The organism is Lysinibacillus sp. NPDC092081 (assembly GCF_044755845.1).
In the GTDB taxonomy this organism is placed as follows: Bacteria; Bacillota; Bacilli; order Bacillales_A; family Planococcaceae; genus Lysinibacillus.
The window spans coordinates 36,376-61,615 of record NZ_JBIVRU010000002.1; the positions used below are offsets into that span (position 1 = coordinate 36,376).

At 36.7% G+C, this 25,240-nt stretch carries 17 protein-coding genes and 1 other annotated feature; of the genes, 14 read left to right on the forward strand and 3 right to left on the reverse strand.

Going from position 1 to position 25,240, the window contains the following annotated elements:
• The first annotated feature begins 107 nt into the window (after positions 1-107).
• The 8 genes from ACIQLB_RS05045 to ACIQLB_RS05080 all read left to right on the forward strand — a co-directional run bounded on the left by ACIQLB_RS05045 (position 108) and on the right by ACIQLB_RS05080 (position 12,295).
• Positions 108-455: an ArsR/SmtB family transcription factor gene (locus ACIQLB_RS05045; RefSeq protein WP_400721828.1), complete on the forward strand. Its 348-nt coding sequence runs from the start codon at positions 108-110 to the stop codon at positions 453-455.
• A 66-nt stretch (positions 456-521) separates the two neighbouring features.
• Positions 522-2,246: a SulP family inorganic anion transporter gene (locus ACIQLB_RS05050; protein ID WP_400721831.1), complete on the forward strand. Its 1,725-nt coding sequence runs from the start codon at positions 522-524 to the stop codon at positions 2,244-2,246.
• Between the two features lie 445 nt (positions 2,247-2,691).
• Entirely contained in the window at positions 2,692-4,443 is a 1,752-nt protein-coding gene (dhaK, locus tag ACIQLB_RS05055; RefSeq protein ID WP_400721834.1) for a dihydroxyacetone kinase subunit DhaK, read from the forward strand.
• 101 nt (positions 4,444-4,544) lie between these two features.
• Positions 4,545-4,757, forward strand: a binding site (T-box leader).
• Positions 4,758-4,847: 90 nt separating this feature from the next.
• The gene (gene leuS / locus ACIQLB_RS05060; RefSeq protein WP_400721837.1) at positions 4,848-7,265 is read left to right on the forward strand and encodes a leucine--tRNA ligase; all 2,418 of its coding nucleotides are present in this window, start codon (positions 4,848-4,850) and stop codon (positions 7,263-7,265) included.
• Positions 7,266-7,368: 103 nt separating this feature from the next.
• Positions 7,369-7,890 (forward strand): sigma-70 family RNA polymerase sigma factor, encoded by a 522-nt coding sequence (locus ACIQLB_RS05065; protein ID WP_400721840.1) that lies wholly within the window; start codon positions 7,369-7,371, stop codon positions 7,888-7,890.
• Complete coding sequence (locus ACIQLB_RS05070) at positions 7,877-8,815, forward strand: hypothetical protein (protein WP_400721843.1); 939 nt, start codon at positions 7,877-7,879, stop codon at positions 8,813-8,815. The genes ACIQLB_RS05065 and ACIQLB_RS05070 overlap by 14 nt, the downstream gene beginning before the upstream one ends.
• Before the next feature lie 989 nt (positions 8,816-9,804).
• The gene (locus tag ACIQLB_RS05075) at positions 9,805-11,076 is read left to right on the forward strand and encodes an L-lactate MFS transporter (RefSeq protein ID WP_400721846.1); all 1,272 of its coding nucleotides are present in this window, start codon (positions 9,805-9,807) and stop codon (positions 11,074-11,076) included.
• A 526-nt stretch (positions 11,077-11,602) separates the two neighbouring features.
• Entirely contained in the window at positions 11,603-12,295 is a 693-nt protein-coding gene (locus tag ACIQLB_RS05080) for an AIM24 family protein (protein ID WP_400721850.1), read from the forward strand.
• A 105-nt stretch (positions 12,296-12,400) separates the two neighbouring features.
• Here ACIQLB_RS05080 and ACIQLB_RS05085 read toward each other — a convergent pair whose 3' ends face one another.
• Positions 12,401-13,651, reverse strand: a complete 1,251-nt coding sequence (locus ACIQLB_RS05085; protein WP_400721853.1) for a BaiN/RdsA family NAD(P)/FAD-dependent oxidoreductase — start codon at positions 13,649-13,651, stop codon at positions 12,401-12,403.
• 196 nt (positions 13,652-13,847) lie between these two features.
• Between ACIQLB_RS05085 and asnB the strand changes: the two genes are divergently transcribed.
• From asnB to ACIQLB_RS05105, 4 genes are all read left to right on the forward strand, one after another.
• Positions 13,848-15,695 carry an asparagine synthase (glutamine-hydrolyzing) gene (asnB, locus tag ACIQLB_RS05090; protein WP_400721856.1) on the forward strand — a complete coding sequence of 616 codons (1,848 nt, stop codon included), beginning with the start codon at positions 13,848-13,850 and terminating at the stop codon, positions 15,693-15,695.
• 499 nt (positions 15,696-16,194) lie between these two features.
• Complete coding sequence (locus ACIQLB_RS05095; RefSeq protein ID WP_400721859.1) at positions 16,195-17,808, forward strand: putative polysaccharide biosynthesis protein; 1,614 nt, start codon at positions 16,195-16,197, stop codon at positions 17,806-17,808.
• A 9-nt stretch (positions 17,809-17,817) separates the two neighbouring features.
• The gene (locus ACIQLB_RS05100; RefSeq protein ID WP_400721862.1) at positions 17,818-18,531 is read left to right on the forward strand and encodes a pseudouridine synthase; all 714 of its coding nucleotides are present in this window, start codon (positions 17,818-17,820) and stop codon (positions 18,529-18,531) included.
• 173 nt (positions 18,532-18,704) lie between these two features.
• Complete coding sequence (locus ACIQLB_RS05105; RefSeq protein WP_400721865.1) at positions 18,705-20,228, forward strand: diguanylate cyclase; 1,524 nt, start codon at positions 18,705-18,707, stop codon at positions 20,226-20,228.
• Between the two features lie 105 nt (positions 20,229-20,333).
• Here the strand turns inward: ACIQLB_RS05105 and ACIQLB_RS05110 are convergent, their stop codons facing one another.
• Together ACIQLB_RS05110 and ACIQLB_RS05115 are read right to left on the reverse strand one after the other, a co-directional pair.
• Complete coding sequence (locus ACIQLB_RS05110; RefSeq protein ID WP_400721868.1) at positions 20,334-21,509, reverse strand: MDR family MFS transporter; 1,176 nt, start codon at positions 21,507-21,509, stop codon at positions 20,334-20,336.
• Positions 21,510-22,096: 587 nt separating this feature from the next.
• Positions 22,097-22,318, reverse strand: coding sequence for a DeoR family transcriptional regulator (locus ACIQLB_RS05115; RefSeq protein ID WP_036118795.1), 222 nt, complete (start codon positions 22,316-22,318; stop codon positions 22,097-22,099).
• 356 nt (positions 22,319-22,674) lie between these two features.
• Between ACIQLB_RS05115 and pepV the strand changes: the two genes are divergently transcribed.
• Both pepV and dat read left to right on the forward strand, forming a co-directional pair.
• Positions 22,675-24,081 (forward strand): dipeptidase PepV, encoded by a 1,407-nt coding sequence (gene pepV, locus ACIQLB_RS05120; RefSeq protein WP_400721873.1) that lies wholly within the window; start codon positions 22,675-22,677, stop codon positions 24,079-24,081.
• 27 nt (positions 24,082-24,108) lie between these two features.
• Positions 24,109-24,963, forward strand: coding sequence for a D-amino-acid transaminase (gene dat, locus ACIQLB_RS05125; RefSeq protein ID WP_400721876.1), 855 nt, complete (start codon positions 24,109-24,111; stop codon positions 24,961-24,963).
• Positions 24,964-25,240: the final 277 nt, after the last annotated feature.

Below are 25,240 nucleotides of genomic sequence, written 5' to 3' on the forward strand. Positions count from 1 at the left end.
CGTTTTTTTATGTTTGATATTGAAAGTTAGCATATAGTAGCGTACAATCAATCATACATATTCAAATATTTGAATATATGAAAATGAAGTTCCGTGGAGGGATTTATTTGGAAGAGAGCTTGCAGCAATTTAAGGCAGACTTTTTTAAAGCTTTGGCACATCCATTACGAATCAGAATTTTAGAATTACTTGTAGATGGTAAAAAAAATGTCAATGAAATTCAAAGCTGCTTAGAAAAAGAAGGCTCAGCTGTTTCCCAGCAATTGAGTGTATTACGAGGCAAAAATATTGTGTATGGGACGAAAGAGGGGAAAAAAGTTTACTATTCTTTAAGCGATCCGATGATTGGAGAATTACTTGGTGTAGCAAAAGATATTTTCAACAATCATTTAATAAATACAATTACAAGGTTAGAAGAAATGACTATTAACGAAAATAATGAAGATGATATGTAAATTTTGTAAACTGGGGTTTTTATGAAACATTTACCTTGCTTATTATTTTGAAGGGAAGATTTATAGATGAAGGCACTGTTTACAGGGCGATATGAAGGATATTCTGTTCATCATTTGAAGAAAGATTTAATTTCAGGGATTATTGTCGGGATTGTAGCAATACCGCTGGCAATGTCCTTTGCTATTGCGTCAGGTGTTAAGCCTGAGTATGGAATATATACAGCTTTTATTGCTGGAATACTTATTTCTCTTTTTGGTGGTTCGAAGTTTCAAATCGGGGGACCTACAGGTGCGTTTGTGCCAATTTTGTTAGGGATAGTCATTTCGTATGGCTATGAAAATTTACTAATTGCTGGATTAATGGCCGGGATTATTTTGTGCTTGATGGGTATTTTTAAACTTGGCTCATTAATAAAATTTATTCCCCGTCCCGTGACGATAGGTTTTACAGCAGGAATTGCAGTTATTATATTTACAGGTCAAATTGCCAATTTCTTAGGTTTAACTAATATTAAAAGACACGAGTATTTTATTGACAATGTAAAAGAAATTGTTATGCATATTGGTACGACAAACTTTTACAGTGTTTTAACGGCAATCATTAGTCTCATCATTATTTTAATAACACCGAAAGTTTTACCCAAAGTTCCGGGGGCGTTAGCAGGCATTGTTGTTTCTACATTAGTTGCAACATTCTTTTTTTCTGGACAAGTTGCCACAATAGCAACAGCCTATGGTCAAATTCCAAATACATTACCTAATTTTGTCGTTCCGGAAATCACATTAGAGCGAATGCAACTACTTATTGGACCAGCGTTAGTGATTGCCATGCTTGGTGGAATTGAATCACTTCTATCTGCAGTTGTAGCAGATGGCATGACAAATACAAAACATAATAGTAATCGAGAACTTGTTGGTCAAGGAATTGCTAATATCGTCACTCCTTTCTTTGGAGGGATTCCTGCAACGGGGGCTATTGCTCGTACTGCAACAAATATTAAAACAGGTGCAGTATCACCAATATCAGGTATTATTCACGGTGTATTTGTATTAGTCACTTTATTATTATTAGCGCCCTTTGCTTCACATATTCCTTTAGCAAGTATGGCTCCAGTTTTAATGGTTGTAGCTTGGAATATGAGTGAGCAAAAGCATTTTACACATATCGTTAAATTAAAAACAGGAGATTCTCTCGTTTTAATCATTACGTTTCTTCTTACTGTTTTTACAAGTTTAACATTAGCTGTAGGGGTGGGGCTTGTGTTAGCCGTTGTACTTTTTGCGAAGCGTATGAGTGAAAAGCTTGTAGTAACAAAGGTATTACCGGACCATGCGTTAAAGAGTGGAAAAGTGCAATCACATGCTGTTCATCAGAAGCGTGACTGTCCACAAATTAGTATTTATACAATTGAGGGGCCGCTTTTCTTTGGCGCAGCTCAAGCTTTTGAGCAGGCCATTGTAAGTTCCATTCATCAACAACAAAAAGTTTTGATATTACGCATGAGTAAAGTTCCTTTTATGGATTCAACTGGTGAAACATATTTCGGTAATATCATTCGGAATTTTGAAGCACAGGGTGGCACCATTTTAGTTACAGGTGTGCAAGATGAATTGAAATTAGCACTACAAAACAATGGCTTATATGCTGAAATTGGTGAAGAGAATTTCTATCAGCGTACAGGAGAGGCGATTAATAAAGCTTTAAGTTATTTAGATACAAATAAATGCATTGGATGTCAGCATTTTGCTTTTCGTGAATGTCAGGAATTATCCCGCATCAAGGGGCAGTAAATAGATTAACTGCCCCCTAACTGCACGATTGGTGAAGACTAATAAAGCAGTGGGGATGGAGAAAATCCCCACTGCTTAAAGTTTCACTTTATCCCGCATCAAGGGGCAGTAATTAATCTGTACCGAAAGTGAAGCATTAGGTACAAGTCTCCCACCTCATAATTTAGCGAAAGCAAAGAAGTTGAGTGGGAGATGAACTGCCTGAGAGGTCATTATAATCATCCCCGCAAATTTATTCGTAAATGTAAGGTGAGTGTCTTTAAACAAATCGTTCATTTTGTGTCCTTCTGCGATAAAACGCTTTCATTTTGCTATAATTAATAAGAATATGCTTTCAAATACTAGAAATCATATCATAGCAGGAATTTTCTATGAATAATTATAGAAGTATGGATACGAATAGGCTGCGAATAATGTAACAGTACTTACAGGGGAGGAATAAAAAATGAAAAAAATTATGAATCAACCTGAAACACTCGTTATGGAAATGTGCAATGGGATGGTTATGGCTCATCCGGAACTTGAGTTGTTAAAAAAATATAAAGTAATTAAGAAAAAAGAAATGAATGAAAATAAGGTAACTTTAATTAGCGGTGGAGGAAGTGGACATGAACCGGCACATGCGGGATTAGTAGGAAGAGGAATGCTGGATGCTGCGGTATGCGGTGACGTCTTTGCTTCTCCTTCACAAATACAGGTATATCAAGCAATTAAGGCAACAGCCAGTAAAGAAGGTACACTGCTCATTATTAAAAATTACAGTGGAGATATTATGAACTTTAAAAATGGTGCTCACCTAGCTACTGAGGATGGCATTCAAGTAGAGTATGTCCGCGTAGATGATGATATTGCAGTAGAAGATAGTCTTTATACTGTAGGACGCCGTGGCGTTGCAGGAGTTGTGTTAGTGCATAAAATCGCGGGTGCGGCAGCAGAAGAAGGTATGGGTTTGCTGCAGGTCAAAGCTGTAGCGGAAAAAGCAGCGGCAAATGTTCGAACAATTGGTCTAGCACTAACTTCCTGTACGGTTCCGGCTAGTGGATCACCAACTTTCAAATTGGATGAAGATGAGATGGAATATGGCGTCGGTATTCATGGAGAGCCAGGAAGAAAACGGGAAAAAATGATGACTGCAGATGAATTAGCCTTCCGCATGACAAATGACCTTATGAAAGATTTAGGCCTAGATGAAGATGCTGAGATTGCTGTTCTAGTAAATGGATTCGGCGGTACACCGCTTCAAGAACTTTATCTGTTTAACAATGCAGTGACTAGAGAGTTGAGTAAAAGAAATATACCAATCAATAGAACGTTTGTCGGCAATTACATGACAAGTATTGATATGGCTGGGATTTCGCTAACAATAATGAAACTAGATAATGAGCTGAAAACATTACTATCGAAAGAATGTAATACACCTGCATTTAAAGTAGATGGACCGGTCGAGAGTGTAGAATACGTAGATATTAATGACCATGTAGAAGAGAAGCAAGTTTTCTTTGAGATGGAAACTGCGGAAGAACATGCTATCATCAAGAGTGAGGTAATCACATTAAACAATATGATTTATCTTGTAGATAAAATGAGCGAAATTATTATTAAGAACGAAGTGCCTTTCTGCGAATTGGATACCCATGCAGGTGATGGCGATTTCGGAATGAGCGTCGCTAAAGGATTTAAGCAATTAAAAAGTGGATGGAGCTCGATTCTAGATCAAGAACATTTAAATATTGGGACTTTCCTTGATGCGTGTTCTATGATCATTATGGAACATTGCGGAGGGGCTTCTGGTCCAATTTGGGGCGGGGCCTTCCGAGCTGCGGGTAAAGCTGTAGAAGGAAAATCGGAATTAACGGTCGAAGAGTTTGCTGAAATGTTACAAGCTACGCTTAAAGGTATACAGTCTATCGGAGAACGCTCTTTCGGAAGAGGAGCAGAGGTAGGCGATAAAACACTTGTAGATGCGCTTGTTCCTTGTGTAAATGCTTGGTCAGAAAGCGCTGCAGCTGGTACGGATTTTAAAACAGCTTTTGAAACAGGGGCAATGGCCGCTGTTAAAGGAGCAGAATATACAAAAGAAATCGTTGCTCGAATGGGCCGTGCTGGTACAGTTGGTGAAAGAAGCCTAGGATATCCGGATGCTGGTGCTTATGCGCTAGGGGTCATCTTTACGGAGCTTTCACGTAGTTTAAAATAGCTGCAGTCTAACAAATAGGGATTGAATTGTTCAATATTGGGTAGTATGTAAACAAAGTCTTGTGCTTTTCAGTACTTTCCATTAGAATAAATGCAATACATGTAAAGACAGTGATGAGGAATAGTAAATTTGTAGTTCTTTTTAGAGAGCTAGCGGTTGGTGGGAGCTAGTAGGAAAGCAAATTGAACTCGCCTTCTGAGTCTGCCCGCGTGAAATAGGCGCGTGCCGTTCCTTCCGCGTTAAGGAAGCAAGAGCCGAGTGTGATCACTAATGTGGGTGGTACCGCGGGAGATACGAATTCTCTCGTCCCTTTCTAATAAAGAAAGGGACGAGTTTTTTTATTTTTTAAATATTTTGTCAATTCATAAGATGAAGAGCATGACATATTCAAAGGAGGAAAAATAATGAGTTTTAATCATCAACAAATCGAAAAAAAGTGGCAGCAGTATTGGGCTGATAATAAAACTTTTAAAACTGAAAATGAAACAGAAAAACCAAAATTTTATGCGTTAGATATGTTCCCATACCCATCTGGTGCTGGCCTTCATGTAGGACATCCAGAGGGCTACACAGCGACAGACATCCTTTCACGCTTCAAGCGCATGCAAGGCTATAACGTCCTACATCCTATGGGGTGGGATGCATTCGGTCTACCAGCTGAACAATATGCACTTGATACAGGAAATGACCCAGCAGAATTTACAGCGAAAAATATTGCGACATTCAAGCGTCAAATCCAAGAGCTAGGCTTTAGCTATGATTGGGATCGTGAAATTAACACAACAGATCCAGAATATTATAAATGGACACAATGGATCTTTATCCAACTTTATAAAAAAGGCTTAGCCTATGTAGATGAAGTAGCTGTAAACTGGTGTCCAGCACTTGGAACAGTACTTGCAAACGAAGAAGTTATTGATGGAAAATCAGAGCGTGGTGGTCACCCTGTAGAACGTCGTCCGATGAAGCAATGGATGCTTAAAATTACTGCTTATGCTGATCGTTTAATCGATGACTTAGAGGAAGTTGATTGGCCAGAGTCTATTAAGGATATGCAACGTAACTGGATTGGTCGTTCGGAAGGTGCAGAAGTAACATTTAGTATAGATGGCACAGATGAAAACTTCACAGTGTTTACAACTCGTCCTGATACATTATTTGGTGCTACATACTGTGTTATTGCACCTGAGCATCAATTAGTGGAGCAAATTACAACTGCTGAACAAAGTCAAGCTGTTGAAGCTTATTTAGATAAAGTAAAATTGAAATCTGATTTAGAGCGTACAGATTTAGCGAAAGAAAAAACAGGCGTATTCACAGGTGCCTATGCAGTGAATCCGATTAACGGTAAAAAAATGCCGATTTGGGTTGCGGACTACGTATTAGTATCATATGGTACGGGTGCTATCATGGCGGTTCCAGCACATGATGAGCGCGACTATGAATTCGCAACAGAATTTGGCTTAGAAATTATCCCTGTTCTTGAAGGTGGAGACATTAGTAAAGAAGCATTTACAGGAGATAGTAAGCACATTAACTCTGACTTCCTTGATGGCTTAAACAAAGAGGACGGTATTGCTAAGGCAATTGAATGGCTAGAGGAAAAAGGTGTTGGGGAGAAGAAAATCTCTTACCGTCTTCGCGATTGGTTGTTCTCTCGTCAACGTTACTGGGGTGAGCCAATCCCTATGATTCATTGGGAAGATGGTACAACGACGCCAGTACCGGAATCAGAATTACCATTAATGCTACCGAAAACAGATAATATTCGCCCTTCAGGCACTGGTGAATCGCCATTAGCGAATATTTCTGAGTGGGTAAATGTTGTTGATCCTGAAACAGGCAAAAAAGGTCGTCGCGAAACGAACACAATGCCACAGTGGGCAGGTTCTAGCTGGTACTTCATACGTTATATTGACCCAACAAATAAAGAAGCAATTGCAGATCCTGAGTTACTGAAACGTTGGTTACCAGTTGATATTTATATCGGTGGGGCAGAGCATGCAGTATTACACTTACTATACGCTCGCTTCTGGCACAAAGTATTATACGATTTAGGTGTTGTACACACGAAAGAGCCATTCCACAAATTATTTAACCAAGGGATGATTCTTGGTGAAGGTAATGAAAAAATGTCTAAATCAAAAGGCAATGTCGTTAACCCTGATGAAATCATTTCATCACACGGTGCTGATACTTTACGTCTATATGAAATGTTTATGGGTCCACTTGAAGCATCTGTTGCATGGTCAACAAATGGCTTGGACGGATCACGTCGCTTCTTAGATCGTATTTGGCGTCTATTTGTCAATGAAGAAGATGGTACAATCGCTGCGAAAATTCAAGCTTCTGATGACAAAACTCTTGAAAAATCATATCATCAAACTGTGAAAAAAGTGACAGAGGATTACGAAGGTATTCGCTTCAATACAGCTATTTCACAAATGATGGTATTCATCAATGATTGCTACAAAGCGGATGTTATTCCAACCGCTTACGCTGAAGGCTTTGTGAAGATGCTAGCTCCAATGGTTCCACACGTTGCTGAAGAGTTATGGCAGATATTAGGTCATGGCGAAACACTTTCATATGCACAATGGCCAACATATGATGAGTCTAAACTTGTTGATGATGAAGTGGAAATCGCGGTTCAAGTTGCCGGCAAAGTACGTGCAAAAATCATCGTAGCGAAAGACGCTTCAAAAGAAGAAATCGAAAAAGTAGCACTTGCAGATGACAAAGTACAAGAGTATATGGCAGGCAAAAACTTAGTAAAAGTAATTGTTATTCCAGGTAAGCTTGTTAATATCGTAGTTAAATAATAATGAAGAAAGTGTCCAATATTTGGGCACTTTTTTCATTTCTGCTGAAACCAACTAAGATTTCGATACGACTATAGTGTGAATGGGAATAGGAGGTGTTTGTTTGAGTGAGCATTTAGCAAAAATTATGGATGAGCATGGTGAATATTGTCTTCGAGTAGCTTATCTATATGTTAAAGACTGGGCTATTGCAGAAGAAATCGTTCAAGATGTATTTTTTGCCTATTATCGGCAGCAGGAGCGCTTTGAACAACGATCCTCACTAAAAACATATTTAGTAAAAATAACAGTACATAAAAGTCATGACTATTTACGAAGCTGGAAAAATAAGCGTCATATTTTATTTGAAAAGCTGCACATTGGAGTTAGCAAGCGAACGCCTGAAACAAATTTACTTGAAAAGGATGAGCGAAGAATTTTAACAGCAGCTTTGTTTGAGCTTCCAATCATCTATCGAGAAGTAATTATTCTTTATTATTTTCAAGAATTAAAGGTTCTAGAGATAGCAGAGGTTCTTACGTGTACAGAAAACACAGTGAAAACAAGATTACGCAGAGCTAGGCAAATATTGCAGGGGAAATTGGATAAAAGTCATTGGGAGGTGCTAGAAGATGACATTTTTTAAGGATAAATTGGACAAAGAGATTGGAGAAGCCCCACGTTTCTCTCAACAATTACAGGAGCGTATTTTGCAAAATGTATATCAGCAAGATAAACAACCTCGTAGATGGCAATATCCAACGATTATCATTGGAGCAGTCGTTACGATCCTCTTTTTGATTGTAATTGGTCCATGGAAGCAAGTAGACACAGCTAAGCATGCTACGATTGTTGAATTAGCACAACATGAAAATATTAAACAATTTACTATTGCGTATAATTGGCAGGAAGATTCCTTTAAGGCTGGAAGAACTGGTTGGATTTTAGCACAGCAAGCTTATAAAAAAGATTCGGAAACAAAGCTCATTGCTAATGCGCTTCAAAAGGCAGTTATATCGAAGAAGGATAATGATTATTATGTGTTTCGTGATGTATGGGTGGAGTTTGACAATGGGCAGGCTGTGCAGCTAAAAATGTTCTTAAATAATGAGCAGCTAGCTTTTAGCGATCAACATACAAATATTTTTTACAAAGTGGAAGATGCCGACACTGCGTCAGCATTTATGGACCTTATACGTAAAGATGAAAAGGATATTAGTTTCCGTGAGATGTTTGTTTTTATAATAATTGCTCTCTTTCTAGTGTGGCTAATTGAAAAAGTTATTCGAAAAATGTTTAGCATTCCAAAGGAGCCAAAATATATAAATGCAGGTCATCAACGTACAACGTATATTGCTAAGTTTATACAAGTGGCGACTTTAATTATATTTAATATATACGGTTGGTTCTTATATACAGCTGCAATATGCGTGTTTTTAGTTGTCTTCATGATGAGTTCTATTGTGATTGATTATTATTATGGGCGTGAAGAAAAAAGACATTATATATCGATTGGTTCATTTATTGCACTAGTGCCAATAATTATTGTATTTTTTATTTATTTTTTATAAAAAGGAAAGAGATGCTCGAGTTATTCCAGAGCATCTCTTTTTGATACATGACTAGATTACTTGATTTGTATTGAAATATGGAATCAAGAAGAGAAATTGTAACAATGACAATCGTCTAAAATTGACGATCTTTAATTGAATACATGTCTTTATAATAGGAACCAAAGTGATAATGGAGGTATTGAAACACAAAAAATAAAATTAAAATCATATAAAGACTGTGTTGGTAATTACATAAATAAAGCTAAATCGGAATTTTATTCTATTAACAATATTGGCTAAAAAATACTGTTTTTACTTGTGTGCTATAGCAAATGTTTTTTGTTATAGCTGATTGGTTTAGTAGCTTTTAAGTTTAAAAGCATTACTAGCCATTGTCTAAAAAAAAAGCAGATTCATTTTAAATAAAAAAATATATATTTGAATAATAAAAATGAGTAGGTAATGATTATTCGTTTTGAAAAATACACATTATGAATTGGATTTATTTAATTGGATACCCATTAAAAGTAAGGTGCATCATTTGATGTTGTTTTTTAGTTCTTTTTTACACGAAAGAAATTTGTTAATTTAAGGTTATAAATTCTCTTTTGTTCTAAAAATTTCTACTTAATGAATATTTGTTTCAGGTTTTTAAAAGAAACTAAAGGAATTATGTGAATTAGAAAAACTTGAATATACATTGATTGCATGTGAAAATATGCACAAAATTAATTATATCAAGATAATTTATGTGCGATTGGATAATAGAGTAGAAAAATAATATTAGCTAAAAAATGTTGTGGTTTTCGTTTAATAAACATCTATTTACTTAGAGACTGTAGGGTTTTCGTCATAAGATTATTAGTGTAAAAAATAAAAAACTTTTTGGAGAAATAATATTTTTTAAAAAAACATCTTGCATTTGAATAATTCTAAGTGGTAAATTGTTTTACATGGACGTTCATAAAACTTTCACAGGTAGCAAAAGAGGGGAGAAAAGAGAAATTATGAATAAAAATAGATGGTTAATTGCATTATCAGCAATCGCTATTCACCTTTCGATCGGCGGAGCATATGCATACAGTGTATACAAGCTACCGATTGTCACAGAAATGGGATGGAGTGAAACAAACGTAACGGTTGCTTTCACAATAATGATGGGGCTTGCTGGTTTTTCAGCAGCATTATTTGGTAACTTAGTAGAAAAAATGGGGCCACGTAAATCTGCAATGATAGCAGCTGTTCTATTTGGGGCAGGACAAGCTGGTGCGGGTGTAGCGATTTCAATGGATTCCGTAACATTGTACTGGTTAACATATGGTTTACTAAGTGGATTGGGTATGGGTATTGGTTATATTGCGCCTGTATCGACTTTAGTAAAATGGTTCCCGGATCGCCGCGGTTTAGCAACAGGTATGGCTGTACTTGGATTTGGTTCAGGGGCACTTATTACAGCGCCAGTCGCAGCTAACTTAATGGAGGCTGTGGGTATTTCTACAACGTACTTTATTTTAGGGGCAAGTTATTTCACGTTAATGATTTTAGGGGCTTCATATATAGCACCGCCTAAACCTGGTTATCTGCCAGCGAATATGAAGGCTGCTGCAAATAATGGTAAAGAAGTAGTGAAAAAAGATTTAGCTGTCATGTCAGCACGTGAAGCTGTGAAAACTAAGCATTTCTGGATGCTTTGGTCGATGCATTTAGTAAACGTAACAGCAGGTATTATGATGATTTCTGTTGCATCTCCAATGGCACAAGAAATTGTAGGATTATCAGTTGCGGGAGCCGCAGCAATGGTAGGAATAATGGGATTATTTAATGGTGGTGGTCGTTTAATATGGGCTGCTGTTTCTGACTATATTGGTCGTTCGAACGTCTTTGTAATTTTCTTTATCGCACAGCTAGTTACATTTATCGTCTTACCACATACAACAAACGTTATTGTTTTCCAAGCACTTATTTTCTTAGTAGTTAGTTGCTATGGTGGAGGTTTCTCGAATCTACCTGCATTTGCAAGTGATTTATTCGGTACGAAACAACTTGGGGTTATTCATGGTTATTTATTAACGACTTGGTCATTAGGTGGTATATTCGGTCCACTTTTAGTGAGCACAATTAAAAACTCTTATGGAAGTTATATTCCAGTATTCTATGTGTTTACAGGGTTAATTGCAGCTTCATTAATCATTTCATTAACTTTACGTGCAGATGTACGTAAACGAACAGCATTAAAAGAAGCTTCTCAAAAGGTTGGAGACGTCTCCGCTACACAATAAATATTACTTTCAATTCGCACTTGAAGGTATTGTCCATATGAGTGTCATTTCGCACATGACGCTTGTATGGTCTTTTTTTGTAGCTATTGTTATATAACACTTGATTAATCTTTGTTTAATGTATAACAGTAGTTGTCTGATGTCAATATCATTACGGGAAATAAAGTGATTTCGCTACCAAAAGAGAAATTTTGTAACGGAAAGCAAATGCGAGGTTCATTAATCGATTATCAAGAGACCGACCTAAAACTGACATTTTATGATCACCTCCTTTTGTTTAAAATTAATTAGGAAGCTGTTTTTCTTCATTCACGAAATGATTAATATTTAAAACTAAGAGAATAGAATAAGGGATTTTTGAAATTGAATAAAAAGATAGCAAATGCCTAAAAAACCCCTGAGAAAGCTAGTCATAATTAATGAATAGAAAAGTTATACCTTTATGTGCTTAAATCTTTTTATTTAATGACATTGAATCTTTTTATATGTTAAAACGTATATAAAATAAATAAGGAGGCAATGTGAAATGGGAAAGTTTTCTTTAAATGAATTTGTCAATAAAACACAGCAAGACGACAACGAAAATGAATATTTCGAGTTAGAAACTGAGCGTGTATTAGAGGTCAACCTAAATGGCGAGGTTTGGTCGAAAATGGGCGCGATGATTTCTTACATAGGAGATATAAAATTTGAGCGTGAGCGTGTGCTGGAGCATGGCCTCGGTAAAATGTTTAAAAAAGCATTAACAGGCGAAGGTACACAACTTATGAAAGCAAAAGGTAAGGGACGACTTTATTTAGCCGATCAAGGGAAAAAAATAACGGTCTTCGATTTAAAGGATGAAAGTATTTGTGTAAACGGCAATGATTTACTGGCATTTGAGCCAAGTATTGATTGGGATATTCATTTAATGCGTAAAATGGCGGGAGTCATGTCAGGTGGTTTGTTTAATGTAACCTTACAAGGGAGAGGGAAGGTAGCCATTACAACTCATTTCGAACCGTTAACCTTGTTAGTGAAACCTGGTGAAACGGTCTATACTGATCCGCATGCCACAGTAGCATGGTCAGGTAATTTGGCACCAGAGTTTAAAACAGATATTAGCTTCCGAACATTTATCGGTCGTGGTAGTGGCGAATCCATTCAAATGGCGTTTTCAGGTGAAGGCTTTGTTATCATTCAACCATTTGAGGAAGTATATATGTCTAAAGAAGGCTAAAAAAAGCGTGTCCTTTTCAGGGCACGCTTTTATATGATAAGAAGTAACTCGAATTGCCGATAACTCCTGAAAAATCGCTGATAGAAGTCCGAGATACAGAGTATATTACATTCCTGCGTTCATCCCTGCAATACGTCCGGTTACGAGTGCAGACGTTATATTATAGCCACCCGTGTAGCCATGAATATCAAGGATTTCTCCGCAGAAAAATAAACCGGCCTTTTTCTTCGAAGCCATTGTCTTTGGTTCAATCTCTTTAACAGCGACGCCACCTCCAGTGACGAATGCTTTTTCAAGAGATTGCGTGCCACTTACTGTCATTGTGAAATTAACGAGTAGTCTAGCTAAGTTGCGGATTTTTTCCTGTGCTAATTCAATACCTGTCAATTGTACATCGATGTCTGCACGTTCACATAAAAATAGTAGCCAGCTTTCAGGTGCAATTCCTTTCCAAACATTTTTTACCGCTTTTTTCGGATCTTCTTTAACGAGTCTGTTTAAGTATTGCAGGCACGTTTCCTCATTATAATCAACAAGTGTTTGAATACGCATTGTCACGGGCTCGTAACCTGTTTTCATTAATTCTTTCACGACAAATTGACTACAGCGTAAAACAGCAGGACCGCTTAATCCGAAATGAGTAAAGAGCATGTCCATTTGATGTGTGACGAGCACCTTGCCCTTTTTGTTTAAAACAGAGACAGCGACATCGCGTAACGCTAGTCCTTGTAGCTCACGAGCTTGAATAAAATCCTCTTTCGAGAGTACAGGAACCTCAGTAGGGAAAAGCGTTGTAATTGTATGGCCAGCACGCTCTGCCCATGGATAACCATCTCCTGTTGAGCCTGTTTGTGGAACAGCTTTCCCACCAACTGCAACGACTACTGCCTCACTACGAATTTCTGTGCCATCTGTAAGACGTACCCCAAGAATTTTGTCCTCATCCATTAGCAGCTTATTAACGGGTGTGTTTAAGCGTACTTCAACATGTAGCCTCTGAAGCTGACGAATAAGTGCATCTACTACATCTTGCGCGCGGTTAGATACAGGGAACATACGTCCATGATCCTCCTCTTTTAATGCCACACCAAGCCCTTCGAAAAATGCGATAATATCTTCATTATTGTAAACTGTGAATGGGCTGTAAAGAAAACGACCGTTTCCAGGTATGTGCTTAACTATTTCTTCAACAGGCAAACGATTTGTGACATTACAGCGACCACCGCCTGAAATGGCCAATTTTTTGCCGAGCTTTGTCCCTTTTTCTAGTAATAATACTTTCTTTTTACGCTCTCCAGCAGCGACAGCAGCCATTAAACCAGATGGGCCACCACCGATAACGATAACATCGTACATATATATAAACTCACTTTCTCTTCAAATTAGGAATCTTTCCTATTATACATGAAGTCTATATAGAGGGGCTTCTTTCACATTGAAAATAAAACAAAAGTATTTTATAATGCTTTATCTGTATTGTCTGTATGAAATGAATGTCTTTTCATGCTATTATGGTAAAGGTTATGCACTAAATTATGAGGTGAAAAATAGAATGTGCGGATTTATAGGCTATATTAATGGAACAAATGTGATTGATCATCATCAAACGATCGAAAATATGATGAATACAATTATTCACCGTGGACCAGACAGCGGCGGGATTCACAGTGATGATAAAGTAACGTTAGGATTCCGTCGATTAAGTATTATCGACTTATCAGACGTGGCAAATCAGCCGTTGTACAGTGCAGATGGAAACATCGTTCTCGTATTTAATGGAGAGATCTTTAACTTCCAAGAGCTACGTGCTGATTTGATTGAAAAAGGTCACAACTTTAAAACACACTCTGATAGTGAAGTTATTATTTACGGTTATGTTGAATACGGAGTAGAATTTGTCAAAAAGCTTCGCGGAATGTTCGCATTCTGTATTTGGGATAAAAAGAATGATTTACAATTCATCGCTCGTGATGGCTTTGGTATTAAGCCACTGTATTACACAGAAAACACAACAGATGGTACTTTTATTTTCGGTTCAGAAATTAAATCATTTTTACCGCACCCATCATTTATTAAAGAATTAAATAAAAATGCGCTACGTCCTTATTTGACGTTCCAATATTCTTCAATGGACGAAACGTTCTTTAAAGGTGTGTACAAATTACAACCAGCACACTACATGCTTATTCAAAATGGACAAAAGAAAATTGTGCAGTATTGGGATAAAAAATTCCATGCCAAAGAAGCTCCAATTGAAAAATATGTAGAAGACATTCGTACGACAGTAAAAGAATCAGTGGATGCGCATCAAATAAGTGATGTAAAGGTTGGTTCTTTCTTATCAGGTGGTATTGATTCAAGTTATATTACTTCATTATTACGCCCTGATAAATCCTTCTCAGTCGGTTTCTCTGACTACGAGGACATGTTTAATGAAACAAATTTAGCAAAAGATTTATCGGATACATTAAATATTCAAAATGAGCGTAAATATATTTCGGCAGATGAGTGTTTTGAAGCATTACCAAAAATTCAGTGGCATATGGACGAGCCACAATCGAACCCATCTTCTGTACCACTTTACTTCCTTTCTGAGTTAGCATCGAAGGATGTAACAGTAGTACTTTCAGGTGAAGGTGCGGATGAAATTTTTGGTGGCTACTCATGGTACCAAAACTCTGGTAAAATGCAAAAATATGAGAAAATTCCATTTGGTATTCGTAAAGCATTACGTGGCATAGCAGAGGCGTTACCTAAAAATCAATATTCGAACTTCCTTGTTAAAGGTGGTCAAACAGTAGAAGAACGCTTCATTGGGGAAGCGGTTGTATGGGACGAAGAAGATGCATTAAATGTATTGAAACCAGATTATAAAAATGGTCCATCTGTAAAATCGATTACAAAACGTATTTACGATGAAGTTCCAGGTGATGATGATGTTACTAAAATGCAGTATCTTGATTTAAATCTTTGGATGCCAGGCGATATTTTATTAAAAGCAGATAAAATGAGTATGGCTCATTCTATAGAATTACGTGTACCATTTTTAGATAAAGAAGTGATGGAATTAGCAAAAAACATTCCATCAAAATATCGCGTAAATGACATTGATACGAAATATGTTCTTCGTCAAGCTGCGCATCAGGAATTACCCGAAGAATGGGCAAAACGTCCAAAGCTTGGCTTCCCAGTGCCAATTCGTCACTGGCTACGTGAAGAAAAGTATTATAAAATGGTAAAAGAAATGTTTACAACTGACTTTGCCAATGAATTCTTTGATACAAAACAATTAGTAGGCTATCTAGATGAGCACTATGAAGGAAAAGCAAATCGTGGACGTTATATTTGGACAGCCTATGTGTTCTTAGTATGGTATAAACAATTTTTCGTAGAGATGTAATAGAGAAGTAGCTATAATCGGTGGGGGTTTTCTTAATCTCCACCGATTATTTTGAGCCTTCTACTTTCCATGGGGAGGACACAGGCGATATTTTTTTATGGAGCTCCAAGAACTTTTTAATGAATTTATGCGTCTGTTTACCTAGTAAATATGTTAAGATTACAGTTGGTTTACTTATTTAATATTTTGCTAGGAAATGTTTTCTTGTTATTTTCTAAATTTTGTTAATGTAGTACTGTAGTTTTGACAGTGAAAAAAGCTTTTTTATATGGCATCGTTTGCAAGTTATTGTGAAACATCTTTAAAAAGTGCTTTGTTCGCAGAAAGATTTACTTAAGAAGTAGCTTAAATCTTCAATGCGCTGAAAAACGTCCAGCTCTTCTTCATCCAATGAAATTAGTTACAGAAGCAAACGTTTTTAACTGCAAATATTTTATAAGTTTTTTTCTAAGTGTTACGATAATGAAAATATTGATTTTACGATGAATGGATGGGTACGATGTCCAATTTAATGAAAGGTACCGCGATATTAACAATGGGAATGTTTTTATCGAAGGTGCTTGGATTAATTTATATTTTTCCTTTTTATGCGATTGTGGGTGAGGAAAATGTTGCCCTCTATCAATATGCATATATTCCTTACTCGATTATGCTAGCAGTAGCCATCTCGGGTGCACCAATTGCTGTATCCAAGTTTGTTTCTAAATACAATGCAATGGGTGATTACCAATCAGGCCGCAAGCTTATGAAATCAGGCATACTTATTATGATGTGTACTGGGTTAGCGGCATTTATTTTTCTCTTTGTGCTAGCTACGCCAATAGCGGGGCTTGTTATTAAAAGTGATGATCAGGCATTTACGGTAGCGCAAATTGCTTCGGTTATTCGCTGGGTTAGCTTTGCGTTAATTGTTGTGCCATTTATGAGCCTCTGGCGTGGATTTTTCCAAGGCTATGACAAAATGGAGCCTACAGCGATTTCTCAGTTAGTGGAGCAAATTGTTCGTATTGTTGTGTTATTGGGTGGTTCATTCTTAGTTGTGGTAGTTTTCAATGGGAAACCAGAAACAGCTGTTTCCTTTGCAGTATTTGCTGCCTTTATTGGGGCAATTGGTGGGTTGCTAGTACTTTATTATTATTGGAAGAAATATCAACCTGAATTTGATTTGCTGCGCAGTCAAAGTGTAACGTCTACACAGCTACCAATGTCCAACATATATAAAGAAGTAATTACGTATTCAATTCCAATGGTATTTGTAGGCGTAGCCAATCCGTTATTTCAATTAGTCGATATGCTTACGTTTAATGGAGCTATGATATCTATAGGCTTAGCGGAAGTAACGGATAAGTATTTATCGATGATTAACTTTACAACACAAAAGGTTGTCATTATCCCAGTAATGTTAGCTACAGGTTTTTCGTCGGCACTAGTACCGACGATTACAAAATACTTTACGCAAGGTGAATATTTATCGCTACGACATGCAATGGATAAAACATATCAAATATTAATTTTTATTACATTGCCTGCGGTAGTTGGAATTTCATTGTTATCGAATGAAATTTACTTTATGCTCTATACTGAAAGTGAGATGGGGGCTATGATTTTAGCCCATTATGCACCAGTTGCTATTTTATTTGCCTTATTCCAAGTGACAGCAGCTCTTTTACAGGGTATTGACTTCCAAAAGTGGATTGTCTTAAGCTTATTAACTGGAATTTTCGTCAAGCTAGCGATTAACATTCCGTTAATTCGTTGGATGGAGGCAGATGGCGCACTTCTTGCTACAGCTATTGGCTATAGTGTTTCAATTATCATTAATATGCTTGTGCTACGAAAAACACTGAACTACAAATCAGAAATGGTTGTTCGTCGTGTCATGCTCATTGCTCTTTTGACAGCGGCAATGGCGGTAAGTGTACTAATCGTTCATAAACTTTTAGTGTTATTAATGGGACCAGTAAGTGGTAAATTCTCTGCATTAGTTTATTCTGTTATTTGTGCTGGAGTAGGTGTAGCAGTTTATGGCTTCTTGTCTTTACGCCTAGGCTTAGCACAAAAGCTTCTCGGTGAACGATTGACAAGAATTACAAACAAACTGGGGTTTAAATAGGAGGTACTAATGCGTTTAGATAAATTACTGTCGAATATGGGTTACGGGTCACGCAAGGAAGTTAAGCAGCTTCTAAAGCAAAAAGCAGTGACAGTAGATGGCGCATATGCGAAGGATGCAGCACTACATGTTGATCCTGACAAGCAGGATGTCTCCGTATTTGGTGAACGTGTGAACTATACAGAATTTGTATACTTTATGATGAATAAACCTCCTGGAGTTATTTCTGCAACGGAAGATTTACGAGATGAAACTGTCATTGATTTGTTAGATCCCTTACATCAACATTTCCAACCTTTCCCTGTAGGTCGCCTAGATAAAGATACAGAGGGATTATTGTTGATAACAAATGATGGCATATTAGCACATAATTTATTATCTCCTAAAAAACATGTGCCGAAGGTTTACTATGCACAAATAGAAGGAATTGTGACTGAGGAAGACTGTGAGAAATTTGCTCAAGGTGTTGAGCTAGACGATGGTTATGTAACAAAACCAGGAGAGCTCATCATATTAAAATCTGCTCAGCAATCAGAAATTGAGTTAACGATCCAAGAAGGTAAGTTTCATCAGGTGAAGCGTATGTTTGAGTCTGTTGGTAAACGTGTAACGTATTTAAAACGCCTATCGATGGGTAGCCTAAAGCTTGATGATAGTCTAGCACTAGGTGAATATCGAGAATTAACGGCTGAAGAACTAGCTTGCTTACAAAATAGGGATTAAAGAATTCCTCGATGCTAACATAGATTAGTATCGAGGCATTTTTTATATACATACTTATACCCGTAATTATATAATTAATATAACTTTTAGTGAAAAGCCATTTAGTCTATCGTACTAATAAATCTCTAAAGGTTTCAGAAAAAATGATGGTGAAAATAAGTAGGGGTAAGTTCATGAAAAACCTAAGAATGAAATTATTAATATCTTTAATTGCCTTTGCATTAATACTGGTTGCTGTAATTTTTTATGTCAATAGGCAAATACTTACGTCGGACATAGAAAAACAAGAAGTTTTGAATAGAACATTAATTGAAAATCATATTCTGACAGATATGCAAACGGTAGATAATGCACATTTTTATTTTGATAAAGATATCTCAGGCAAAATGGAAGAAGTACTACGAAAACTAATAACATATTATGAAAAAAACCCACATATAGCAAAGTGGGATTTGCAGAAAATAAAAAATGAACATGGAATGGATGTGTACATACTCGACAAATCAAATACCGTAATTTATACAACTTTTGAAAAAGATAAAGGTTTAGATTTTTCTCAATGCTGCACACGTTTTTCCGCTTTACTAGACGAACGTCGAGCAAGCGGGGAATACTACAATGATGGTATAGATATTTCAACAACCACTGGGGGATATCGAAAATTTGCCTATTTAGCAACACCCGACAAAAAATATTTATTTGAGCTAGGAATAGACTTACTGGATGATCCTGTCTTTCAAACCTTTAACTTCGAAAAGACTGCAAACTATCTAATGGATAAATATGCTGATTTGTTAGAAGTACAAACGATAAATGCGGGAGGGGTTTTCTTTGATAATTCTAAATCTCGTAAAATAACTGTAAATGATCAGTCAGAAATATTTCAAGAGCATTTTAAGCTAGCAAAAGAAACGATGGAGCCAACGGAATATCAAAAGGAGTTTAAAAATGGCTATACCGAGAGATACCGTTTTTTACCATATAAAGCAGAAACGGATCGGGGAGAATCCTCTAATAGAGTCGTGTATGTAAAATACGGAAATTTAACAGAAATGAGAGCGCTAACTAAAAATACACAGCAGTTTCGAATTTTGCTTTGTATTGCTTTAGTAACTTCTTTCATCATGCTATTAGTCATCAACAAACTCCTTTCCAAAACGATCCATCTTGCAACATATGATCCATTAACAAATGTTTATAATCGTGCTACTTATATTAGAAAAATGGACAAGTTATTAAGAAAAAGGAAGACGAATCAACCTGGTTTATTGCTGTTAGATTTAGATAATTTTAAACAAGTAAATGATCGATTTGGACATGTTGAAGGTGATAAGATCCTGATTGAAACAGCAAGTGCTTTAAAACAAGAAGTAGGGAAAAACGGCTTTGTTGTTAGATTTGGTGGAGATGAATTTGCCATTGTTTTATATGATACGAAAGATGGAAATATGGAAAAATTAGCGAATTCTATTTTGGAGAAAATTCGTCTCTTGAAGTATGCGGATAAAGTTTCTGTTGATAGATGGTCTGTACTTTCAGTCAGTATGGGCGGTGCCAATTGCATTCATCTTGATGAGTCAGAAAGAAGCTTATTTGAGCGTGCAGATAAGGCGTTATATCAATCGAAAAATGCTGGTAAAGACCGATACACAAGTTATAAAGAAGTTGCTGCCGATGAAGGAAGCCAAAGTCACTAATAATGTTATAATCATTCGCTCCATTACTATTACAGTGAGTCCAAGCAAGTATTTCGTATGCCTAGGATTCGGTTATAGAACTGGAGCGATTTTTTGTCTAAAGTCTTATTCCTGTTGCGGCTTAAACTTGGATCTATAAAATAAACAACTACATAAAACAAGAACAGCAATGACCGCAAACATTGCGTTCATATAATGTGTTAACAGCCAGCCACCAAGAATTGGTCCAATAAAGCCCCCTAAATTTTTAAATTGAGCTGCTCCTAAATAGGTTCCCTTTTGTGTATCAGGCGCAATTTCATCAATCATGACATTCATAGTAGGAAAGGCGAAAATTTCACCAATCGTGAATATAATCATAGCGATAATATATAACGGATAGCTATTTGAGAAGCCGAATAATAAAAGACCAAACGCGAAGAACAGAATCCCTACTAATAGGGTAGCTGTCGATGAAAAACGTTCTGAAAGTATACTAATCGGTAATTGTAGTAATAACACAACTGCTGCATTTAGCGAGATTAGTAGAGAATAGAGTTTGGCACCATCTTCAATTTTAAGTTCAATGATTTGTGGCAATGTTGAATCAAATTGAGAGTAACCAATATTAATTAAAATTGCCCCAAAAATAAAGCTTAGTAGTACACGATTCGTCAATAGAATCGTAAAGGTTTGCAGTATTTTAGTAGGAGTTGAAGCTTTTGGTTGTTGCATTTCATATCGATTTAAAACGAAAAATAAAAATGCAGCATAAATAATATACATAGTCCCTGTCAGCATGAATGGAATACTTGGGCTGGACAATTGAGAAATATAAACACCAATAATAGGACCGATAACAGCCGCTATGTTAATGGCTGTGTAACGAAACGAAAACAATCTTTTTCGTTTGTCAGCAGGAGTAAAATCAATCATTAATGCCTGTGTTGAGGGTTCAAAGAAGGAGCGACATAAGCCATTAAGAGCGTTTAATGCTACAAAGAACCAAATCGTTTGTGCTGTAGCAAAGCCAAAGAACACAATGCTCCAAACAATAATCGTAAGCAAAATGACGTTTTTTCTACCAAATCGGTCAGTTAAATAACCACCAAAAAATCCGCCTACAGTGGAGATTAACGGTGCAATACCAATCGTAAGGCCTATTTGTAAAGGGGATGCTTCAATTTCATTATGTAAGTAAATTGCTAAAAAGGGCATTGCCATAAAACTTGCAATGCGTGTGAAAATAGTTCCCCCTAAAATAATCCAAACTAGTGGATGAAACAGTTTGGGAAGTTTCATAGAATCCTCCTCTCAAAATGTAGAATGTTTCGATTTTAACGGATTGTTGATCAATTGTAAATAGTCAAAAAACATTTGAAGTTAACGCTGAGAAAACGAATTGTAATAAAAATACATGAATTTTTAGCAAATATAGGGCTTTGCATAAAAAAGGTTCATCACCATAACGTGTTGTTGATTTCCGTTCCGACTGGGCGCTTTGTACGCTTTCGCACAGATAAAACATTTGCCGCTGACGCTTCGCTTTCGCGCAGAGCTTCCTGGGGCGTCCGATGAGCCGCTTCACTCGCGTTCCTCTATTGCTGATCCCCAAGTAGTCGCCCAGTCTCCACTCCAATCAACTTATATACATGGCATACTTTTAAAATAATGTTATCCTCAACTTTTGATGATGAATACCATAAATAATGAATTTCATGATTAGTGGAAATTTCACTAAAAGTAATCGCAATCTTTTGAGAGGTAATTTACTTGGAAGCTTGAGAAATTGTGGGGAATCAAAAAATAGTAGAAAACAAAAAAAGAATGACCACGACGAAAGGTCATTCTTTTCCCATACAAAATGCTTTACGTGTTACACGTAAAAACTAAGACGTCATTTTTACTTTTTTCTTCGTCGTTGTCCATTTGCCTCGACTTGGACTCATCACCAAATCGTTAAAGGCTAACACGTTCAAATCTCTTTGAACAGTGCGAGGAGTGATACTAAACTCTTCGACTAAATCCTGTGTAGACACGGTTCCTTTGTCTAAAATAAACATGTACACGTCTTTAATACGATTAAGCATTCGATCAGTAGTTGGTTTCATAAATGAACCACTCCTTCATCTTAATTCTCTTGGCAAAGACTAGCGGACGACAATATGTGCGGAGTGCACTTAGGCTAATAAAGTAGCTGCCTTAGACATCCCCTTTTCTAATTTTATAGTCAGAAAAATTATTCTGATAACTTCATTATATAGAAAAGCTAGTCAATTTTCTAGTGAATGCAAGGGAAATTTACAATTAAGACATAAAATTTATACTGTATTTTGTGGGAATAAGTGAAAAACGTGCTACATGTGGTAGCGTTCAAAGTAAGATTTAGAAAAGTTGTCAGAAAGATGATTGTAATTTAAGTTGTAAAGAGTAGAATAATGTTAATACATTGAAGGAGGTACATCAAATGGATTGGTTACAAGCTGCAAAGGAAAGGCAAGATGAATTGATACAAGAGTTACAGGAGCTTGTGCAAATTAATAGTGTTCTCGATGAGAATACGATTACTACTGAAGTACCTTTTGGTGATGGTCCACTAAAGGCTCTTGAATGGTTATTAGCAAAGGGCCAAGTTGAAGGACTGCAAACGAAAAATATCGATAATTATGCAGGTCACATACAGATGGGTGAAGGTGATGATTTATTAGGTATTTTATGTCATGTTGACGTAGTACCAGTGGGTGATGAATCAAATTGGACATACCCACCTTTTAGCGGCACTGTAGCAGATGGTAAGCTATTTGCTCGTGGTGCAATAGATGATAAAGGCCCAACAATTGCGGCATGGATGGCCATGAAACTTGTCAAAGATGCAGGCATTAAGCTTAATAAAAGAGTACGGATGATTATCGGTACGGATGAAGAAACAGGCTTCCGCTGTGTCGACCACTATTTTAAACATGAGGAAATGCCGGCGATTGGATTTGCACCAGATGCGGATTTCCCACTCATCAATGCTGAAAAAGGCATTGCAGAGCTAGTGTTCTCTCAAAATAAAACAGGCGATGCTTCGAAAGAACAGCTATTATTATTTAATGCTGGAAAGCGACCAAATATGGTACCTGATTTTGCAAAAGCAACGGTGCAGTTTGTTTCTTCACAATTCGAACAGAATTTTCACACATTTTTAAGTAAAAATCAGCTAGAAGGCTCTTTATTAATCGAGGGTTCTCACTATATAATAACTATCAAAGGTAAGGCAGCCCATGCAATGGAGCCGGAAAAAGGTGTCAATGCAGCTGTTTATCTTACAGCATTTTTGCAACAAGAGTTGACGACAGAGGCAAGTAAACAATTTGTCGACTTTACCGCAGATGTTTTTTATCAAGATCATTATGGTAACAAGCTTGAATTACAATTTGAGGACGAAATGTCTGGTAAAACTACATTAAATCCAGGCATTGTAACCTATGATGTGGCTAAAGGTGGCAGTATGGTAATTAGCATGCGTTATTCTGTCACATATCCGTTTGATGAAAAAATTACGGAAGCACAACGTTTAGCTGTAGCAAAAGGATTTTCATTGGATATTCAAGATGACTCAAAACCTCATTATGTAAGCGAGGACGATGCATTTATCCAGACTTTAGCAGGTATTTATAGACGTCAAACAGGAGATTATGAAACGCCTTTACTTTCTACAGGTGGTGGTACGTATGCACGTGTGATGAAAAAAGGTGTGGCATTTGGCATGCTATTCCCAGGTGAGCCTGACGTGGCGCATCGTGCGGATGAGTTTGTCGTCATTGAAAATCTCATAAAAGCAACAGCTATTTATGCTGAAGCAATTGTTGAACTTGCAGGAAACAAATAACTTAAAGATGAAAAGGATGAACGAAACATGGCTTATTCATTATGGAATGATCAAATCGTTGAAGAAGGATCTATTGCAGTATCTCCAGAAGACAGAGGTTACCAATTTGGTGACGGCATTTATGAAGTAATTAAAGTTTATAACGGAAATATGTTCACAGCACAAGAACATATTGATCGTTTCTATGCGAGTGCCGAAAAAATTCGTCTTGTCATTCCTTATACTAAAGACGTATTGCACAAATTATTACATGATCTTATCGAAAAAAATAATTTAGAAACGGGTCATGTTTACTTCCAAATCACTCGTGGTACAACTCCTCGTAATCACATTTTCCCAGATGCAAGTGTTCCGGCTGTATTAACAGGGAATGTTAAAGCTGGCGAGCGTTCATATGAAAATTTTGAAAAAGGTGTTAAGGCTACCTTCGTAGAGGATATTCGTTGGTTACGTTGTGATATTAAATCTTTAAACTTATTAGGTGCTGTACTGGCAAAACAGGAAGCATCTGAAAAAGGTTGCTATGAAGCTATTTTACATCGCGGTGACATCGTAACAGAATGTTCATCAGCAAATGTTTACGGCATTAAAGATGGTAAGCTTTATACACACCCTGCAAATAACTTCATTTTAAACGGTATTACACGCCAAGTTATTTTGAAATGTGCGGAGGAAATTAATTTACCTGTTATTGAAGAACCAATGACAAAGGCTGATGTATTAACAATGGATGAGGTAATTGTGTCATCTGTATCTTCTGAAGTAACACCTGTTATCGATGTTGATGGAAACAAAATCGGTGCTGGAGTTCCAGGTGAATGGACTCGAAAATTACAGCAAGCATTCGAGGCGAAATTACCGCTTTCTATTAATGCGAAATAAATAAATCCTTTAAGAGAACTACCTAAACTTGGGTAGTTCTCTTTTTCTATAGAACAAATTATGGATGTTTTATCCTGAAACGTCATGTAAAATAAAAAGGATGAATGCAGTTGTAGATTGATTGCTATCGGAATTTAAAGTTAAAGAGCAAATGTCGATGTAATGAATGCAAATGTCTATTTGTCTTTATTTAGTAATTTTTTTGTAGCGACAGCAACAGCTTTGTGTCTGTGCGAAAGCGTAGTGCTAACGTAGCGGCAGCAACAACAACTACATT

What these genes read in the sequence shown, in the direction of transcription:
- ACIQLB_RS05075 (WP_400721846.1), top strand. Translation starts at nt 9,805, where the DNA reads ATGAATAAAAATAGATGGTTAATTGCATTATCAGCAATCGCTATTCAC.
- dhaK (WP_400721834.1), top strand. Translation starts at nt 2,692, where the DNA reads ATGAAAAAAATTATGAATCAACCTGAAACACTCGTTATGGAAATGTGC.
- ACIQLB_RS05070 (WP_400721843.1), top strand. Translation starts at nt 7,877, where the DNA reads ATGACATTTTTTAAGGATAAATTGGACAAAGAGATTGGAGAAGCCCCA.
- pepV (WP_400721873.1), top strand. Translation starts at nt 22,675, where the DNA reads ATGGATTGGTTACAAGCTGCAAAGGAAAGGCAAGATGAATTGATACAA.
- ACIQLB_RS05100 (WP_400721862.1), top strand. Translation starts at nt 17,818, where the DNA reads ATGCGTTTAGATAAATTACTGTCGAATATGGGTTACGGGTCACGCAAG.
- dat (WP_400721876.1), top strand. Translation starts at nt 24,109, where the DNA reads ATGGCTTATTCATTATGGAATGATCAAATCGTTGAAGAAGGATCTATT.
- ACIQLB_RS05050 (WP_400721831.1), top strand. Translation starts at nt 522, where the DNA reads ATGAAGGCACTGTTTACAGGGCGATATGAAGGATATTCTGTTCATCAT.
- ACIQLB_RS05105 (WP_400721865.1), top strand. Translation starts at nt 18,705, where the DNA reads ATGAAAAACCTAAGAATGAAATTATTAATATCTTTAATTGCCTTTGCA.
- ACIQLB_RS05080 (WP_400721850.1), top strand. Translation starts at nt 11,603, where the DNA reads ATGGGAAAGTTTTCTTTAAATGAATTTGTCAATAAAACACAGCAAGAC.
- ACIQLB_RS05110 (WP_400721868.1), bottom strand. Translation starts at nt 21,509, where the DNA reads ATGAAACTTCCCAAACTGTTTCATCCACTAGTTTGGATTATTTTAGGG.
- leuS (WP_400721837.1), top strand. Translation starts at nt 4,848, where the DNA reads ATGAGTTTTAATCATCAACAAATCGAAAAAAAGTGGCAGCAGTATTGG.
- ACIQLB_RS05115 (WP_036118795.1), bottom strand. Translation starts at nt 22,318, where the DNA reads ATGAAACCAACTACTGATCGAATGCTTAATCGTATTAAAGACGTGTAC.
- asnB (WP_400721856.1), top strand. Translation starts at nt 13,848, where the DNA reads ATGTGCGGATTTATAGGCTATATTAATGGAACAAATGTGATTGATCAT.
- ACIQLB_RS05095 (WP_400721859.1), top strand. Translation starts at nt 16,195, where the DNA reads ATGTCCAATTTAATGAAAGGTACCGCGATATTAACAATGGGAATGTTT.
- ACIQLB_RS05085 (WP_400721853.1), bottom strand. Translation starts at nt 13,651, where the DNA reads ATGTACGATGTTATCGTTATCGGTGGTGGCCCATCTGGTTTAATGGCT.